General features: G+C 51.8%; 26 protein-coding genes. All 26 read left to right on the top strand.

The features are described from left to right. Positions 1–26: 26 nt before the first annotated feature. The 26 genes from E0E29_RS18160 (at position 27) to E0E29_RS09600 (ending at position 14,654) form a co-directional block, all read left to right on the top strand. Entirely contained in the window at positions 27–185 is a 159-nt protein-coding gene (locus tag E0E29_RS18160; RefSeq protein WP_165449860.1) for a hypothetical protein, read from the top strand. Between the two features lie 3 nt (positions 186–188). Then, positions 189–356 carry a hypothetical protein gene (locus E0E29_RS18165; RefSeq protein WP_165449803.1) on the top strand — a complete coding sequence of 56 codons (168 nt, stop codon included), beginning with the start codon at positions 189–191 and terminating at the stop codon, positions 354–356. Between the two features lie 51 nt (positions 357–407). Further along, the gene (locus E0E29_RS09495; protein WP_130849657.1) at positions 408–1,610 is read left to right on the top strand and encodes an RtcB family protein; all 1,203 of its coding nucleotides are present in this window, start codon (positions 408–410) and stop codon (positions 1,608–1,610) included. Between the two features lie 78 nt (positions 1,611–1,688). Beyond that, complete coding sequence (locus E0E29_RS09500; protein WP_130849658.1) at positions 1,689–1,913, top strand: hypothetical protein; 225 nt, start codon at positions 1,689–1,691, stop codon at positions 1,911–1,913. 23 nt (positions 1,914–1,936) lie between these two features. Then, the gene (locus tag E0E29_RS09505; RefSeq protein WP_130849659.1) at positions 1,937–2,983 is read left to right on the top strand and encodes a hypothetical protein; all 1,047 of its coding nucleotides are present in this window, start codon (positions 1,937–1,939) and stop codon (positions 2,981–2,983) included. A gap of 112 nt (positions 2,984–3,095) precedes the next feature. Next, the gene (locus E0E29_RS18175) at positions 3,096–3,272 is read left to right on the top strand and encodes a hypothetical protein (protein ID WP_165449861.1); all 177 of its coding nucleotides are present in this window, start codon (positions 3,096–3,098) and stop codon (positions 3,270–3,272) included. Further along, on the top strand, positions 3,265–3,591 hold the full coding sequence (locus tag E0E29_RS09510) for a hypothetical protein (RefSeq protein WP_130849660.1): 327 nt from the start codon (positions 3,265–3,267) through the stop codon (positions 3,589–3,591). The genes E0E29_RS18175 and E0E29_RS09510 overlap by 8 nt, the downstream gene beginning before the upstream one ends. Before the next feature lie 19 nt (positions 3,592–3,610). Then, positions 3,611–3,907 (top strand): hypothetical protein, encoded by a 297-nt coding sequence (locus E0E29_RS09515; protein ID WP_130849661.1) that lies wholly within the window; start codon positions 3,611–3,613, stop codon positions 3,905–3,907. Next, positions 3,904–4,434, top strand: a complete 531-nt coding sequence (locus E0E29_RS09520) for a hypothetical protein (RefSeq protein ID WP_130849662.1) — start codon at positions 3,904–3,906, stop codon at positions 4,432–4,434. The genes E0E29_RS09515 and E0E29_RS09520 overlap by 4 nt, the downstream gene beginning before the upstream one ends. Positions 4,435–4,457: 23 nt before the next feature. Next, positions 4,458–4,709 carry a hypothetical protein gene (locus E0E29_RS09525; protein WP_130849663.1) on the top strand — a complete coding sequence of 84 codons (252 nt, stop codon included), beginning with the start codon at positions 4,458–4,460 and terminating at the stop codon, positions 4,707–4,709. Positions 4,710–4,733: 24 nt separating this feature from the next. Further along, positions 4,734–5,108: a nucleotide modification associated domain-containing protein gene (locus tag E0E29_RS09530; protein ID WP_024723685.1), complete on the top strand. Its 375-nt coding sequence runs from the start codon at positions 4,734–4,736 to the stop codon at positions 5,106–5,108. 26 nt (positions 5,109–5,134) lie between these two features. After that, positions 5,135–5,473, top strand: a complete 339-nt coding sequence (locus E0E29_RS09535; RefSeq protein WP_024723684.1) for a hypothetical protein — start codon at positions 5,135–5,137, stop codon at positions 5,471–5,473. Then, positions 5,463–5,759 (top strand): helix-turn-helix domain-containing protein, encoded by a 297-nt coding sequence (locus E0E29_RS18180; protein WP_165449804.1) that lies wholly within the window; start codon positions 5,463–5,465, stop codon positions 5,757–5,759. Before E0E29_RS09535 ends, E0E29_RS18180 begins: the two co-directional genes overlap by 11 nt. Before the next feature lie 351 nt (positions 5,760–6,110). Then, entirely contained in the window at positions 6,111–6,380 is a 270-nt protein-coding gene (locus E0E29_RS09545) for a hypothetical protein (protein WP_130849664.1), read from the top strand. 215 nt (positions 6,381–6,595) lie between these two features. Beyond that, positions 6,596–6,769: a hypothetical protein gene (locus E0E29_RS18185; protein ID WP_165449862.1), complete on the top strand. Its 174-nt coding sequence runs from the start codon at positions 6,596–6,598 to the stop codon at positions 6,767–6,769. A 329-nt stretch (positions 6,770–7,098) separates the two neighbouring features. Next, on the top strand, positions 7,099–7,680 hold the full coding sequence (locus E0E29_RS09550) for a hypothetical protein (RefSeq protein ID WP_024723681.1): 582 nt from the start codon (positions 7,099–7,101) through the stop codon (positions 7,678–7,680). Between the two features lie 216 nt (positions 7,681–7,896). Then, positions 7,897–8,076: a hypothetical protein gene (locus tag E0E29_RS09555; RefSeq protein WP_130849665.1), complete on the top strand. Its 180-nt coding sequence runs from the start codon at positions 7,897–7,899 to the stop codon at positions 8,074–8,076. A gap of 162 nt (positions 8,077–8,238) precedes the next feature. After that, positions 8,239–8,538 (top strand): hypothetical protein, encoded by a 300-nt coding sequence (locus E0E29_RS09560; protein WP_034565728.1) that lies wholly within the window; start codon positions 8,239–8,241, stop codon positions 8,536–8,538. Next, positions 8,510–9,064 (top strand): DUF2800 domain-containing protein, encoded by a 555-nt coding sequence (locus E0E29_RS09565; RefSeq protein WP_119345244.1) that lies wholly within the window; start codon positions 8,510–8,512, stop codon positions 9,062–9,064. The genes E0E29_RS09560 and E0E29_RS09565 overlap by 29 nt, the downstream gene beginning before the upstream one ends. 3 nt (positions 9,065–9,067) lie before the next feature. Further along, positions 9,068–11,788, top strand: coding sequence for a winged helix-turn-helix transcriptional regulator (locus E0E29_RS09570; protein ID WP_130849666.1), 2,721 nt, complete (start codon positions 9,068–9,070; stop codon positions 11,786–11,788). 18 nt (positions 11,789–11,806) lie between these two features. Beyond that, a complete protein-coding gene (locus E0E29_RS09575; protein ID WP_024723676.1) occupies positions 11,807–12,070 on the top strand; it encodes a hypothetical protein in 264 nt (87 codons plus the stop codon). Positions 12,071–12,509: 439 nt separating this feature from the next. After that, positions 12,510–12,848 carry a hypothetical protein gene (locus E0E29_RS09580; RefSeq protein WP_024723675.1) on the top strand — a complete coding sequence of 113 codons (339 nt, stop codon included), beginning with the start codon at positions 12,510–12,512 and terminating at the stop codon, positions 12,846–12,848. Next, entirely contained in the window at positions 12,838–13,254 is a 417-nt protein-coding gene (locus E0E29_RS09585) for a hypothetical protein (RefSeq protein ID WP_130849667.1), read from the top strand. The genes E0E29_RS09580 and E0E29_RS09585 overlap by 11 nt, the downstream gene beginning before the upstream one ends. Before the next feature lie 270 nt (positions 13,255–13,524). Further along, a complete protein-coding gene (locus E0E29_RS09590) occupies positions 13,525–13,755 on the top strand; it encodes an SH3 domain-containing protein (protein WP_130849668.1) in 231 nt (76 codons plus the stop codon). Positions 13,756–13,765: 10 nt separating this feature from the next. Next, entirely contained in the window at positions 13,766–14,149 is a 384-nt protein-coding gene (locus E0E29_RS09595) for a phage head-tail connector protein (RefSeq protein ID WP_130849669.1), read from the top strand. After that, entirely contained in the window at positions 14,139–14,654 is a 516-nt protein-coding gene (locus tag E0E29_RS09600) for a DUF7211 domain-containing protein (protein ID WP_024723671.1), read from the top strand. The genes E0E29_RS09595 and E0E29_RS09600 overlap by 11 nt, the downstream gene beginning before the upstream one ends. The last annotated feature ends 2 nt before the right edge of the window (positions 14,655–14,656 follow it).

Below are 14,656 nucleotides of genomic sequence, written 5' to 3' on the forward strand. Positions count from 1 at the left end.
GAACCGGAAGGTGAAAAGGAGTTCGCATGGTTAAAAAGTATGACAAAGTCCGCCTGAAGGACGGAAGGACAGCAACCATTGTCGAGGTCTTGGAGGAAGGCGTTGCCTATCTGGCCGATATTGACTTACCCGGTCCTGATTGGGATACGGAGGAGATTCGCCAGGAAGACATCGAAGAGGATTGATATTTGAACGCTATGAAAGTACGCTGGAAAGGCGAAACCGAGTTCCTGATGCTTACACACGATAAAGTTTATACCGTTCTTGGCATGGAAAAGGGTTGGTATAGGCTGGTCGACGACAGCGGTGAAGATTATCTGTACCCTCCTGAGAACTTCGAGATCGTGGAAGAGTAATTATATTTATGAGCCTTTAGAGTTCTAAGCCCACAGGAAAGGAGAAAAACTGTGATAACAATTCAAGGGCAATACAACACTGCTATTTGCTACACCAATGAGCTGGAAGGAGCGGCTCGGGAGCAGATTCAAGCTGTTTGTGACCGGCCTGAGTTTGCAGGCTGTAAAATCCGCATTATGCCCGATGTCCATGCGGGTAAAGGCTGTACCATCGGCACCACTATGACCATTCAGGACAAGATCGTCCCCGGTATGGTAGGCGTGGATATTGGCTGTGGTATGGAAACTGTGGAACTGGCCGAACGCGAGATTGACTTCGCCAAGCTGGATGCGCTGATTCGGGAGAAGATTCCCTACGGCCGAGAAATCCGCGATATTCCCCATCCTCTCAATTCGGAAATCGACTTGACCCAGCTCCGTTGTGCCGACCAGGTCAATCTTGACCGAGCAGTTCACAGCATCGGCTCTTTGGGAGGCGGTAACCACTTTATTGAGGTAGACCAAGCCGGGGACGGGCGGCTGTTTCTCGTGATTCACTCCGGGAGCCGACATCTCGGAACGGAAGTGGCCGACTATTATCAAAACGAAGGCCGCCTGGCACTCTGGGGCGGAGCCCGTCATCAGATTCAGGAGACCATTGCCCAGTTGAAAGCGGAGGGGCGTTTCCAGGAAATTCAGAAGACCATTACGGCGCTGAAGAAAGAGCACGTGTTGGATATTCCGAAAGACCTGGCCTATGTGGAGGGTAAGTTGTTCGACGACTACATCCACGACATGAAGTTGACCCAGCGCTTCGCCGTTCTGAACCGAAAAGCTATGGCGGACATCATCGTGTCCGGGATGGGATTCACGATTACGGACGAATTCACCACCATCCATAATTATATTGATACGGACGCCATGATCCTTCGCAAAGGCTCCGTTTCTGCCAAAGCTGGCGAAAAGCTGCTCATCCCCATCAACATGCGTGACGGAAGCCTGATCTGCATTGGCAAGGGAAATGAAGAGTGGAACTGCTCCGCTCCGCATGGCGCGGGAAGACTGATGAGCCGGCGAGCTGCGCTCAATACGTTGTCTATGGAAACCTTCCGGTCGGAAATGGAAGGCATCTATACGACCTGTGTGGTGCCGGATACGTTGGACGAATCTCCCATGGCGTATAAGGGCATGGATGAGATTATCGCACAAATCGGCCCCACAGCGGACATTGTGGAGCGTATTCGCCCGGTCTACAACTTCAAAGCCTCGGATTAAACAAAATACGAAAAAAAAGAATGCCTCGAATTGTGTAACAGCAGTTCGGGGCATTTATATTTTCTGGAAAGGAGCGACATGAAAGGGATTTATCAGAGTGTGCCCGACTGCATCGCTTGTATGAATTTGGGGTGGGCTCCCGAAGGAGCCTGTTCGGGATGCCTCAGATTGGCAAAAGAGCGCGCCGAAGAGGTTGATATTTTACAGCTCGGCGTTGGTCTCTTCGCAGACAAGGCCGTTATCAAGAAAACGAACGGAGCACTGGCAACCGTTCCGATGAGTGAACTCACCATTATCGATTGATATTTTGAAAAGGAGAAAACACCATGAACGAAATGAATGCAAATGCGGTCGAAACCAAGGAACCCGAGAACGCTACGGCATCTACCCCTCCGAAGATCATTGCCGTGGACTTCGACGGCTGTCTTGCGGTCAACAAGTGGCCGGAGGTGGGAGAGCCCATCTGGAAGAACATCAATCGGCTGAAAGAGGAGCAGGCCAACGGTACCAAGGTCATCCTCTGGACCAACCGTGTCGGCGAGCCCCTGGAGAAGGCTGTGGGCTTCTGCAAGGAGCATGATATTCACTTGGACGCAGTCAACGAGAACCTGCCTGAGATCGTCGAGGCCTTTGGCGGGGACTGCCGGAAGGTCTTTGCCAATGAGTATTGGGATGACCGGGCGGTGCTGATGGACGAAGAGGAAAACCGCTGGGCCTCTCAGGAGGTCGAGATGGCCTGTCAGCGGGAAAAAGAGGCTTCGGAGGATACGGATGACTGGGCCTATGGCGTGGCCTGCTACAAGAGCGCTCTGAGGGCCTACGAGTGCCTTTACAGGGATGGTCACAGCGGTTTCAGCATCCAGATCACCAAGAGCATTCTGAACCGTCTGATTGACGGCAAGTGCCTGACGCCCATTGAGGACACTCCTGATATTTGGAGCGACATCACCGGTGAGTGCAACTGGAAAGAAGGATATCAGGAGTACCAGTGCAAGCGCATGTCCTCCCTGTTCAAGGAGGTTGCTCCGGATGGCACAGCCACCTATTCCGATGCCGAACGGGTCTGCGGCATAAACATCAATGCTCCGAATGCGGCCTTTAGCAATGGCTTCATGACCCGGCTCGTGGATAAGATCTTCCCCATCACCATGCCCTATCTGCCTGCCGGCAAGAAGTATCGCGTGTTTTCGGAGGACTTCCTGGTCGATCCTAAGAACGGCGACTACGATACGGTTGGCTACCATTATATTCTTACGCCCGATGACAAGAAGGTGGAGCTTAACCGCTACTTCAAGGAAGAGGACGGAAAGATGGTCCAGATTGAAAAGGCCGAGTATGAGGAGCGGAAGGCGAAGCGGGTGACCAAGAAATGAAAAATGGTTGGGATGATATTCTAAGGTTCATCTTCAACTCGGTCGCTGTTCTGGCCATCCTCGGCGTTCTATTCCTTGTAAAACTTCTGTTCGACTTTTTGAGGTGGATTATATGAAAAATTTCGACACTGTGCTGGTAGGATTCGACCACAGCCACGGCGACCCTGCGGTATTGATCGTTGGGAGAAAAGCTCCGGGCGATAATGTCCGGATTATCAATCAGTTCCAAGGCAAAGAGGCGGAAGAGCTGTACCGGAAACTGGTCGGAGAGGAGGATAAAAATGATTGAGAAAAGACTGGGTAAAATTGACTTTGTCGAGTTTGGTAGTATGAAAGATTACCCGTTTCAGCTGGGGCTCCAACTCGGTTTCTCGATGTCTGGCAGTGGCGTCATGGATGGTGGCAAATACACTGTAAACATGTCTCCAGACTGCCACTGGGAAATTGGAACTCGTCATACCAATCTTGCGGAATCCCTCGACCGCGTGGCAAAAATCCTCAATGATGCGAAGGTGAATTATATTTCCGAGCTGTTGGGGAAGCCCGTTGAAGTAACTTTGGAAGATGGTATGTTCAAGGAATTCCGGATTCTTACGGAGGTCCTTTGATATTTTGAAGGGAGGACACATGAAACGCATTTACGTTGGCACACTCTTGTGCATTATTTTGTCGTTGGGACTTTTGACCGGATGTGACCAAGGCGTCGCTCGCTCTCTCGGTGGCGATATGACATTAGAACTTGAACCCGGGCAAAAACTGGAGATGATCACTTGGAAAGAGGATTCCTTGTGGTATTTGACCAGACCCATGCGGGATGACGAGGAGCCTGAAACCCACACGTTTCAGCAATCGTCTGAATTCGGCGTGTTTGAGGGGACCGTAACCATCGTCGAATCTGTTGTCGAAGGAGAAAACGCATCATGACTATTTATGTTTCAGGAAGACAATCGGGCAAAACCACATTTCTGATTCGGCAATCCGCAGATACAGGCGCGGTCATTGTGGCGCCGACCTGCCAGATGGCGAGATACATCGATAGTATGGCTCGCGACCTTGGTTTGCAGATTCCTCCGCCCGTTACTGTCGCCGATTGGATTCGAGGCCTGGTTCGTCAGCCTAAAGACCATGACAAAACCTACCTGGTGGATGAGCTGCAAATGGCTCTACATCAACTGAATGTCAAAGCGGCAACGATTGATAGAAATTATGAGGAGATGGTTCGTATGTTTGGAGTAAAGGAAACCTGCTGCACCAGATGCAGCCATAGGGACGTGTGCCAGTACAAGTCGGAGTATCTGGCGGCACAAACTGCTGTGGATGAGGTGAGCGTCCGCCGGCCCTCGAAGGATGACGAGTCTATCAGGAGCATTCGCCTGCATGATATTCCCTGGATCGAGCCGGTGGAGCTGAAATGCAGGTACTTTCATCAGAACACAGGAGCAGTTCGATAAGCTGAATTTGGGAGGAAGACCCGATGCTTGAGAAAACACTGATTGATCTTGCACATCGTCATTTTAAGATTATGTGGCGATATGAAGCGATGACCAACTCTATCATTATCCACGTGGAAAAACAATATGGTCAACAACGATATCAACAAAATTACCGAATCACGTTTGAAGAGATCGGCTGTTCCGGTGGATTTGAGTTGTCTATGATCGTGCTTCTTAATCGCATGGCCGATACAATAAACCGGGCGATCGAAGCAACGGACGATTCGGTTTGATATTTTGAAAGGAGAAGCCAATTTATGAACAAAAAAGTGATGCGCCATAAGGCGATCTGCGACGAGTTGAACAGCTTGTACGAAAGGAAGAACCATGACTACGGCGACAGCTTCCATCAGACCTTTGTAGAGGAGGGGCTGGCTATGACCCGTATCCGGTTGGGGGACAAGTTCTCCCGGTTTAAGACCCTCTCCCGCCTCTCTGCAAATGACGCCGGTCAGCAGCAGGTTACGGACGAATCCATTCGGGACACCCTGATGGATCTGGCCAACTACGCCATCATGACCATTCTGGAGATGGATGAGGAGAAAGGGATGGAAACGCCCGATCCCAATGCTGCCTCTATGGCGATTGGTGCTTGCTCAGCCCGCAGTGATATTCGGGCCGGTCTTCGCTGAAACCAACGGAATGATGGGAGACAGCTATGCAGGTCAAGAAAGCCGGAGGAAAGGTGTACGGGGCCGTACTTACCGCAGCGGAGAAGAAAGCCATGGACTTGGAGATCCAGCGGGAGCTGGCAGAGTACGACCGAAAGCATATCGCCGAGATCGACGCGACTATTTTATGGGTGCTGCATGAGCAATTCGGGTTCGGGGCTCAGCGGCTCCGAACTTATTACGACGCCTTCCACGACCGTATCAAAGAATTGGTCAGCCGCTATGAGATGGAGGACCAGGATGATATTTGGCTCTGCACTCAGATGCTGAAGAGAATCGGCGTCGATGTGGAGGCGTGGCACAAGGAGAGTGAGCATGGGACTTGATGATTTTGGAAGAACAGTACGGAACATCCGCTTAGTCAGGGCGCTCCTGCTCTATGACATGGCAAAGGACCTTGATATTTCACCGGCTGAGCTGTCTGCCATCGAGTGCGGGAGAAAACCTGTTCCCGATTGGTTCGTCTCCAAGCTGCAAGAAAAATACGGCATCAGCGACATGCACGCTCAATCGCTTATCAAATTTATGAAGGAACGGGGTGACAGTGATTGTCCTGGAACGACCGAAAAAACGCAGAGGGATATTCTGACCCGACCGCCTATCAGGCCCTGAAGAACATTGAGACCGAGGAGGAACGGTTCCACAAGCTGCTCCATATGATCTTTGATATTTGCGCTTTGTCGGACTTCGAGATCGAGGGGCGGATCGTTCTTGTGGATAAGCGTTCCGGAAAGGTTTGGAGGTGAGTGGAATGGGTCTATCAAGATTGGCGAAGAAATGCCAAGCGTGTCCGTACGTATCCACCTGCGACCATAAGCGAATGGAGGCGCTTGGATATTTACCACTGCCGGAAGCAAATGTTGAAGTGAAGGTAGATTTGTCAGCCACACCAACAGCGGAACTGGTTGATCAGTTGAGTCGAGCCGTACAGATTCCAAAACACGCATTACGTGGAGGTCGAGTATGACACTTGAACAGACTTTGGAAACGGTCGCCAAGATACAGAAGGCCTGGGACGCCTTGGCTCTATCGATATCGGATGCGGCCGAAGCATTTGCAAAGATGTGGGAGGAGGTCTTCTCCAGCCCTGATATTTGGCCCGGACGGAAGTCTGTCCCGCCGAAAAAGTACGGCATGTCTCTGCTCAAAAAGCGTCCGTACCAGGCGTTTCCGGCTTATCATTACCACCCCATTGCCCCTCGAAACAGGCCTTACCAGCGGCGTTCCTATTGAGAATGAGGCTGGATATTTCTAATCTAAGATAGAAAACAGGCTAACTTAGAATAGAATTCGTCCGTACACGGCTTGAAAATCTCTGCCCAGATGGTCAAAAGCTGCTACTATTACTGTTAGTAGCAGGTCATTTTGCTGGCCACTTTTGGTCTGTAAAACTGGCCATTTGCCCACTTTGGGTTCGGATTTTGCGAAAATTTGGAGGTTGGATAGCCGTGTACGGACGGAAAATTGGTGAAAAACTGGCCATTTGCCCACTTTTTGCCCACTTTTATTTCAAAAGTGGCCAGGCTGAAACCCTTGCGCCCCAAGGGTTTGCGGGTTTTCTGGCCACTTGCCCACTTTTTTTCTTAATTAAATGCGAAAAAAATATTAAAAATTATATATAAGTGGAAGAAAAAAGTGGCCAACTGGCCAGCAAGGGCAAAATAGTGAGTTTTGAGGCTGTTTCGAGCCGTTTTCACAAGATGACGTGACTGCAAAGTTCACTCTTCCATTTCACGATGCATTGTGATATACTGAATCCGCCACACAATCGTATAAAGAATTATTCGGCTACGGAGAACACATCTTGGCAACAAGTGTCTTCTCTCTATACTCATGCGCCCGTAGCCGGGTAACGAGATTGTGTGGCAACAATGAGAGATGCGCTTTAGTTGCAGAGTGCGTCTCTTCATTGGGGCGCACTCTTTTATTTTGCCCAAAGGAGGGAAGGTTGATGGGAAGATCTAACAAACCGAATCCTAATATTGGCGGGAAGCTCGGACTTGTCGCCGGAATCGTTAGTGCTGTGACTCCAGTTGCGATTGAGTTTATAGACCGAATCCCCAGAAAAGACGAAACGGAGCCCTCTGAAGAATTGATATCCATGCCGGAGCTCTGTTCCAAAAAGTTCCCTTTGAAACTGGACGAAGCTAAAGAACTTATAGAGGGCCACGGTCTGAAAGCGCTGCCTATCGAAGTTCGCATCAGAGATGCGCATGTTAGATACAAGGATTGTTTTGACCTTCAGGTCGTTGCCTGCAATAAAAAGGCCAACTCAAAACTTAAGCCTGGAGAGGTTGTTATTATCCAGTATGTGACTCGTGAGGTAATCGATGAGAGTCTACGGATATTTGAAGAAGCTGAGCGGCAAAAAGCCACCTTGAAGCAAGAAAGAGCCGATAGGCGGGCCGAGAAATGGGAGCACATAAAAACCCATGCTGGTGATACTGCCGTCAAAGCAAAGGCCGGCGTTGAGAAGATCATTCGTCGCGACAACAAAAAGAAAGAGCTTGACAAGGAGGATTCTTATGAGTAGTGGAAAGAAACGCAGCGGCGGCGGATTGCTGCTGGACCTTATCCTGACCATCTGCACGGGAGGTCTTTGGCTGATCTGGATTCTGATTCGGTATCTGCGGAACAACAGCTGATGGAAAACAAATTGATATTCTGCGTTTAGCCGAGGTGCCTACGGGTGTCTCGGCTGTTTTTGTTTTCGCAGGAAAAACCGTCGCCTTTATGAGGAGGCGATGTTATGAAACCGAACATGAATGACTCGACCCGACTACTGATAACGTTTACCACTTCGATGGCGGCGGCGATTGGATCATGCGCCGGAGCCACGATCTGGCAATCGTTTGGCAAACCAAAGGTCGAGGAGATTGCCGAGAAGAATAGCAAGCCAAAACGGAAAATAGGATTTAGTATCGATTAAAGATTAGAGCCGCCAGCCGCGGCTCTTTTCTTTTTGCCCAAATTGATATTTTAAGGCTGTTTTTCTTTCCGCGAAAAAAACAGACTCTTTTATGGAGAGGAGAGAGATATGTCGCGCATATCTTGTTCTTTCTATCACTTTTATCGGAAAGGAGGCCGTTCGATGGCCCGAAGCGCAAGACTGGAAAGCGGTTTTCAAGACCGGCTCATCAGCACGCTGAAAGCACGATTCCCTGGCTGCATGATATTTAAGATGGACCAGCGCCAGGGCATTCCCGACCTGTTGATTCTTTACGGCGAGAAATGGGCCTCCCTTGAATGCAAGAGATCTAACAAAGCCAAGAGACAGCCGAACCAGGAATATTACGTTGGGAAGATGAACGAGATGTCGTTCTCCAGATTCATCTCCCCGGAGAACAAGGAGGAAGTGTTGGATGAACTTTGTAAAGCATTCCAACCTTGAGGGTCAACATGCTTTTCTTGGCGCGAGCACCTATCACTGGATCAACTACACGGAAGAGAAGGTGGCCGACGCCTACGCCAAGTATCGTGCGGCCCAGCGCGGCACAGTCCTTCACTCTTTTGCCGCCCAGTGCATCAAGCTGGGTCAGCGGCTACCCAAGTCGCAAAAGACATTGAACATGTATGTCAACGATGCAATCGGTTACAAGATGACGCCGGAACAGATCCTCTACTATTCCCCGAACTGCTTCGGCACCGCTGACGCGATTTCATTTCGAGGCGACATGCTCCGGATTCATGATTTGAAAACTGGAGAAAGTCCGACACACATGGAACAGCTGATGATTTATGCGGCGCTCTTTTGCTTGGAGTATAACTACAAGCCGAACGAGATTCAAATGGAGCTTCGTATTTATCAGAATGACGGAATCATTTGTCACCAGCCCACGATCGAAGATATTTTCCCCATCATGGACCGGATCATAACCTTCGATAAAATCATCAACAGTATCAAAGAGGAGGAGTAAGCCATGAACCCCATCGCGGAAGATATTTTGATGCACTATGGCGTCAAGCGGCGCTCTGGGCGCTACCCCTGGGGTTCTGGTGAAAACCCCTATCAGCATGGCGGCGACTTTCTGGCCAGAGTGGAAGAACTCGAAGCCATGGGAAAGAGCCAAAAAGAAATTGCCGAAGAACTGAAGATGTCCACTACTGACCTTCGTATGCAGGTTCGGGTGGCAAAGCATGAGCGACGGGCTCTCCAGGCGGAACGGGCCAAGTCCCTTCGTGAAGAAGGAAAGACTCTCGATGAGATTGCCAAAATCATGGGGTACAACAACGACTCCTCGGTTCGTGCGCTTCTCAATGAAAACACCGCCAGCAACAAGAACAAGGCCCTTGCTACCGCCGAGGCATTGAAGAAAGAGCTGGCAGTAAAAGGGGCTCTTGATGTTGGCGAGGGCGTAGAGCAGCAGCTTGGCGTCTCGAAAGGAGTTCTTCAGGAAGCTCTGTTCATTTTGGAAACAGAAGGTTATAACCGATATGGCGTTGGAGTCCCTCAGGTGAACGATCCCAAGAAGCGGACAATCACTCCGGTTATTTCGGTTCCCGACATCGAGCAGAGAGACGCCTACCAGAACCTCGACATCATCAAGTCGGTGGGCGACTATCACTCTTCGGATGGAGGCGCATCCTGGGATAAGCGCGAGTATCCGGCAAGCATCGATTCAAGCCGAGTCAAGGTGCTCTATGGGGATGAGGGCGGCTCGAACAAGGACGGAGTCATTGAAATTCGTCGTGGCGTTGCAGACCTTGACCTGGGAAACGCTCACTATGCGCAGGTACGCATTCTTGTGGATGGGACGCATTACCTCAAGGGCATGGCCATGTATTCTGATGACATGCCGGAGGGGTGTGACATCGTGTTTAACACGAACAAGCACTCCGGAACGCCCAAGATGGATGTATTCAAAAAGATTCAGGATGACCCAGACAATCCTTTCGGCGCATTCATCAAGGCCAACGGTCAGAGCTACTACCCCGACCCGAATGGCAAGTACACAGACCCGATTACCGGCGAGAAAAAATCTTTGTCGGCCATCAATAAGCTGAAGGAGGAGGGTGACTGGGACAAGATGAGTAAGAACTTGTCCTCCCAGTTCCTATCCAAGCAGCCCATCAAACTGATCCAGAAGCAGTTGGATTTGACCTATGCCGATGCGGCCGATGAATTCGCCGAGATTTGCTCTCTGAACAACCCGACTATCAAGCGGAAGCTTCTTATGGACTTTGCAGATGAATGTGATTCTGCCGTCGTCCATCTGAAAGCGGCCGCCCTCCCCCGGCAGAGCACACAGGTCATCCTGCCTATCACAGCAATGAAGGAAACGGAAATCTATGCCCCCAACTATCGTAACGGTGAGAAAGTTGTGCTGATCCGCTACCCTCATGGCGGAACCTTTGAAATTCCGGAGTTGACGGTCAACAACAAGAATCAGTCGGCCATCTCCGTTCTCGGCAAGAACATCAGGGATGCGGTCGGCATCAACCCGAAGGTGGCGGAACGGCTGTCCGGCGCGGACTTTGATGGCGACCAGGTTGTTGTCATTCCTGTTGGCGGAAAGGTTTCTGTAAAATCTACCCCCGCCCTGGAGGGGTTGAAAGGTTTCGACCCTAAAACGGAATACTCCACCGAGGGGAAGACCGGTATCCGGCTTCTCTCAAAAGAAGCCACCCAGATCGAGATGGGGAAGATTTCCAACCTCATCACCGATATGACCTTAAAAGGGGCCCCCACCGAGGACATCACGAAAGCTGTCAGACACAGCATGGTCGTCATCGATGCGGCAAAGCACAAACTCGACTACAAGCGTTCGGAGATTGAAAACGACATCCCCACCCTTCGTAAGCGGTGGCAGGGTTACACTGACCCCGAAACCGGCAAAGAGAAAGGTGGTGCCTCCACCCTGCTTTCCAGGCGCAAGCAGACCGTCGATGTTCCCGAGCGTCAGGGCAGTGGACGCATTGACCGGGAGACTGGCGAAGTCGTCTATAAGGAGTCTGGTCGAACCTATATAGACCCTAAGACTGGGAAAACAGTTCAGGCCACGACGAAGATCAAGTTGCTGGAGAAAACCAAGGATGTTCGCACCTTGTCCTCTGGCACCGTTCAGGAAGATGCCTATGCCGACTATGCCAATCGTATGAAAGCACTCGCCAACCAGGCGAGACTTGAGTATCTGGATACGCCGACATTGGTACGGAACGCCAGCGCAGCAAAAACATATGCGCCTGAAGTCGCAAGGCTGACCAGTGCACTGAAGACTGCGCAGCTTAACGCCCCTAAGGAACGTGAGGCCCAGCGCATCGCCAATGCTCAGGTAAAGGCCAAGGTTCAGGCGAACAATGTCACCGACAAAGACGAAATCTCTAAGATTCGTCGTGCAGCGATCAGTGACGCTCGCGTTTCCACTGGTGCAAGCGGAAAAGGAACGCGCATTACGATCTCCGATGGAGAATGGGAAGCAATCCAAGCTGGCGCGATCTCTGATACAACCTTGAAAGAGATTCTTCGTTACTCTGATCCCGATGTCGTCCGGGAGCGCGCAACCCCAAGAGCATCGACGCAGCTGTCTGAAGCTCGTGTCAATCGCATTAAAGCGATGGCCAATTCTGGAAGCACCAACTCCGAAATTGCAGATGCTTTGGGCATTTCGCCTTCTGTCGTTTCCAAGTATCTCAATGAGTAAGAAAGGAAGTGAGAGCGAATGGAAATGTGTATGCTTACTACTACCGATAACCCCTACGACCCTTTTACACAGTATGAAGCGTGGTATCGGTTCGACGAAGACAACGGCTATCATTCCTGCGCTTTCTTAGCGCGCATCGCCCGTACTTCCGATCAGCTCTCTGACAAGGAGAACCAGGAAGAAATCGAGCGAGCAATCAACGATATCATCAAGTACGACCCCCTGGGCATCTATAAAAAGGTCAAGAAGATTGTGCAATCCGAGCCTGCCGTGACCGCATGATGGTAAACCGATGGTAGCCATTGGGAAAGAAACGTTCTCTCATCAGGAGTGCGTTTCTTTTTGTCATTTATGGGACAAATTCAACCCACCGGCTGCGGATCACGGCCTCGAACTCATTCAAAGGGTATAGGGGGTCCCTCCGAAATGGCACCCCCTCTGCATCGCGTTGGTCTTTGAAAATTCTCCGGGGGATATTTTTGAAAAATGGGTTCGGTTTGGGGCGGCGTTTGAACAAGCCCGCAAGACGAGCACTCACTGGCAAGGACTCTTTTTATCTGGTTGGAACCTCCTTTTTCCTCCAGAGGCATTGCATTACCTCCAATGTCATTTTTCTCCACTTGCCGGCGGATCGTTTGTGCGGGCTTCTTCAAATGCCGCCCTGAACTACCCATAAACACATGGAAAACAAAACAGAAGTTATGGAGAGGGGGCGTCAAGCGTGGCAAAACCCATCAAGTCTTCCGGCAGTCAGGCAGGGAAACGCCGCGCCGCCTTGACGCCGGAGGGCCGCGAGAACCAACTGATCGACCTGGCGGTATCTCTTGTGGAAAAGCGGCTGCTGGAAGGGACCGCCTCCTCTCAGGAGGTCACCACCATCCTGAAGCTGGGGACCACGAGGGCCCGCCTTGAGAATGAGCGGCTGGCCAAGGAGGTGGAGCTGGTCCAGGCCAAGACCGAGGCTTATAAATCCGGAGTCCGGATGGATGAGCTTTACGAGAAGGCCATGGCCGCGTTCAAGCGATACAGCGGACAGGAGGAGGACGAGGATGAGTATTAGGTGCTACTCCGAGCTGATCCAACTCCCCACCTTCCTGGACCGCTATCAGTACCTCCGTCTGGATGGCGTTGTCGGAGAGGAGACCTTCGGCTTTGACCGGTATATGAATCAGGCTTTTTACAAGTCGCCGGAGTGGCGGCGGGTGCGTGACGCGGTGATCGCCCGGGACCTGGGGTGTGATTTGGGTGTGGCCGGACGGGAGATATTCCGCCGTCCCATCATTCACCACATGAACCCCATCAGTCCAAAGGACATCCGGGATCGGGTGGAGATGATCCTCGACCCGGAGTACCTGATCACCACCATCCACGAAACTCATCTGGCCATTCACTACGGCGATGAGAACCTGCTGCTTCCGGAGCCGGTCGTACGAAGGCCCAACGACACCTGCCTCTGGAAAATGTAGAAAAGAGGGACGACACTCCGCCCTTCTTTTCCGGCTTGCTAAGTCTTGATCTTGGCTTTCCCGTGACCGTTGTTCCGCTGGAAATGCGGACTGTGACAACCTTCACGCTTCCGGCCTGACTTTTGGACTTAGCAGCTTTTGCGCTTAACCGTTTCATGTCGTTTCTACCTCCTTTCGCAGGGATGAATCAATCATGTGGCCCAGGAGCGGCATGGAACGGGCGCACCTTATGACAACACAACTTTTCGCTATAAGCAAGGAGGCGGCGCCATGGAAGGTAATCCGGGAAGGGCACCCAGGCTCGTGGGAGTCGTGGTGAACTGCCTCGACCTGACCATCCGTAAAAGCCCCGGCAATGAGGCGGAGGTCACAGGACATCTATCGGTCCTGACCGAAGTTCTGGTCGATATGGACAAGTCAACGGAGGACTTCTACCGGGTGCTCGCCAGAAACGGCGTCGCCGGGTTCTGTCCGAAGAAGTACGTGGCGATCCGCCGGTAAGGAGAGTGCTATGGAGATCACAGAAAGCGTCCTGACATCTGTCAAGAAACTGCTGGGGATCGACGAAGGCTACACGCACTTTGACGCCGACATTGTAATGCACATCAACAGCGTGTTTTCGATTCTGACACAGATGGGGGTCGGGCCGGCAAACGGATTCTCCATTACGGGGAAAGACGAAGGCTGGTCCGATTTCATTTCTGGCGGGGCCGTCCTGCCCCTGGTCAAATCTTATGTCGGCCTGAAGGTGCGCCTGCTGTTTGACCCGCCCCTCAGCTCTGCGGCCGTCGAGTCTATGAACCGGCAGATCAGCGAGTTTGAGTGGCGGCTTTTCGTTGCGGCAGACCCAGTCGAACCCACCAGCGGGAAGGAGGAACTTCAAAATGGAGCATGATGCATTACTGCACTACGGAATCAAAGGAATGAAGTGGGGCGTGCGCCGTTACCAGAACAAGGACGGTTCGCTGACCCCCAAAGGAGAGGCGCGCTACGACCGTGACAAGCGGGAGAACGCGGCCAAGAAGAAGGAAAACCGGATTGACCTCTCCCAGCCTGATCCGAAGCGCTGGGCAAAGGAGGACCTGGAGCGCACCAAGCGCACCGTGGACGCCAGCGCCAACCTGGCCAAGGAGCTGAAGAAGCTGGACGAGAGCACCACTTCCAAGCCGACACCAAAGCGGATGGACCTGTCCAAGATGAGCGACAAGGAGATGCGGGATCAGATTAACCGGGAGCTGCTGGAACGGCAGTATAACCAGCTGTTCGCGGAAGTGCCTGCCGCTCAGGTCTCCAAGGGCCGCGAAGCGCTCAAGACCACGCTGGAAGTTGCCGGCAGCGTTCTGGCCATTGGCAGCAGCGCACTGGGCATCGCGTTGGCCATCAAGGAACTGAAGGGCTGAGG

The organism is Intestinimonas timonensis (genome assembly GCF_900626145.1).
In the GTDB taxonomy this organism is placed as follows: Bacteria; Bacillota; Clostridia; order Oscillospirales; family Oscillospiraceae; genus Intestinimonas; species Intestinimonas aquisgranensis.

Coding starts and splice junctions, on each gene's coding strand:
- E0E29_RS18160 (WP_165449860.1), top strand. CDS start 27: ATGGTTAAAAAGTATGACAAAGTCCGCCTGAAGGACGGAAGGACAGCA.
- E0E29_RS09500 (WP_130849658.1), top strand. CDS start 1,689: ATGAAAGGGATTTATCAGAGTGTGCCCGACTGCATCGCTTGTATGAAT.
- E0E29_RS09505 (WP_130849659.1), top strand. CDS start 1,937: ATGAACGAAATGAATGCAAATGCGGTCGAAACCAAGGAACCCGAGAAC.
- E0E29_RS18175 (WP_165449861.1), top strand. CDS start 3,096: ATGAAAAATTTCGACACTGTGCTGGTAGGATTCGACCACAGCCACGGC.
- E0E29_RS09510 (WP_130849660.1), top strand. CDS start 3,265: ATGATTGAGAAAAGACTGGGTAAAATTGACTTTGTCGAGTTTGGTAGT.
- E0E29_RS09515 (WP_130849661.1), top strand. CDS start 3,611: ATGAAACGCATTTACGTTGGCACACTCTTGTGCATTATTTTGTCGTTG.
- E0E29_RS09520 (WP_130849662.1), top strand. CDS start 3,904: ATGACTATTTATGTTTCAGGAAGACAATCGGGCAAAACCACATTTCTG.
- E0E29_RS09525 (WP_130849663.1), top strand. CDS start 4,458: ATGCTTGAGAAAACACTGATTGATCTTGCACATCGTCATTTTAAGATT.
- E0E29_RS09530 (WP_024723685.1), top strand. CDS start 4,734: ATGAACAAAAAAGTGATGCGCCATAAGGCGATCTGCGACGAGTTGAAC.
- E0E29_RS09535 (WP_024723684.1), top strand. CDS start 5,135: ATGCAGGTCAAGAAAGCCGGAGGAAAGGTGTACGGGGCCGTACTTACC.
- E0E29_RS18180 (WP_165449804.1), top strand. CDS start 5,463: ATGGGACTTGATGATTTTGGAAGAACAGTACGGAACATCCGCTTAGTC.
- E0E29_RS09545 (WP_130849664.1), top strand. CDS start 6,111: ATGACACTTGAACAGACTTTGGAAACGGTCGCCAAGATACAGAAGGCC.
- E0E29_RS09550 (WP_024723681.1), top strand. CDS start 7,099: ATGGGAAGATCTAACAAACCGAATCCTAATATTGGCGGGAAGCTCGGA.
- E0E29_RS09555 (WP_130849665.1), top strand. CDS start 7,897: ATGAAACCGAACATGAATGACTCGACCCGACTACTGATAACGTTTACC.
- E0E29_RS09560 (WP_034565728.1), top strand. CDS start 8,239: ATGGCCCGAAGCGCAAGACTGGAAAGCGGTTTTCAAGACCGGCTCATC.
- E0E29_RS09565 (WP_119345244.1), top strand. CDS start 8,510: ATGAACTTTGTAAAGCATTCCAACCTTGAGGGTCAACATGCTTTTCTT.
- E0E29_RS09570 (WP_130849666.1), top strand. CDS start 9,068: ATGAACCCCATCGCGGAAGATATTTTGATGCACTATGGCGTCAAGCGG.
- E0E29_RS09575 (WP_024723676.1), top strand. CDS start 11,807: ATGGAAATGTGTATGCTTACTACTACCGATAACCCCTACGACCCTTTT.
- E0E29_RS09585 (WP_130849667.1), top strand. CDS start 12,838: ATGAGTATTAGGTGCTACTCCGAGCTGATCCAACTCCCCACCTTCCTG.
- E0E29_RS09590 (WP_130849668.1), top strand. CDS start 13,525: ATGGAAGGTAATCCGGGAAGGGCACCCAGGCTCGTGGGAGTCGTGGTG.
- E0E29_RS09595 (WP_130849669.1), top strand. CDS start 13,766: ATGGAGATCACAGAAAGCGTCCTGACATCTGTCAAGAAACTGCTGGGG.
- E0E29_RS09600 (WP_024723671.1), top strand. CDS start 14,139: ATGGAGCATGATGCATTACTGCACTACGGAATCAAAGGAATGAAGTGG.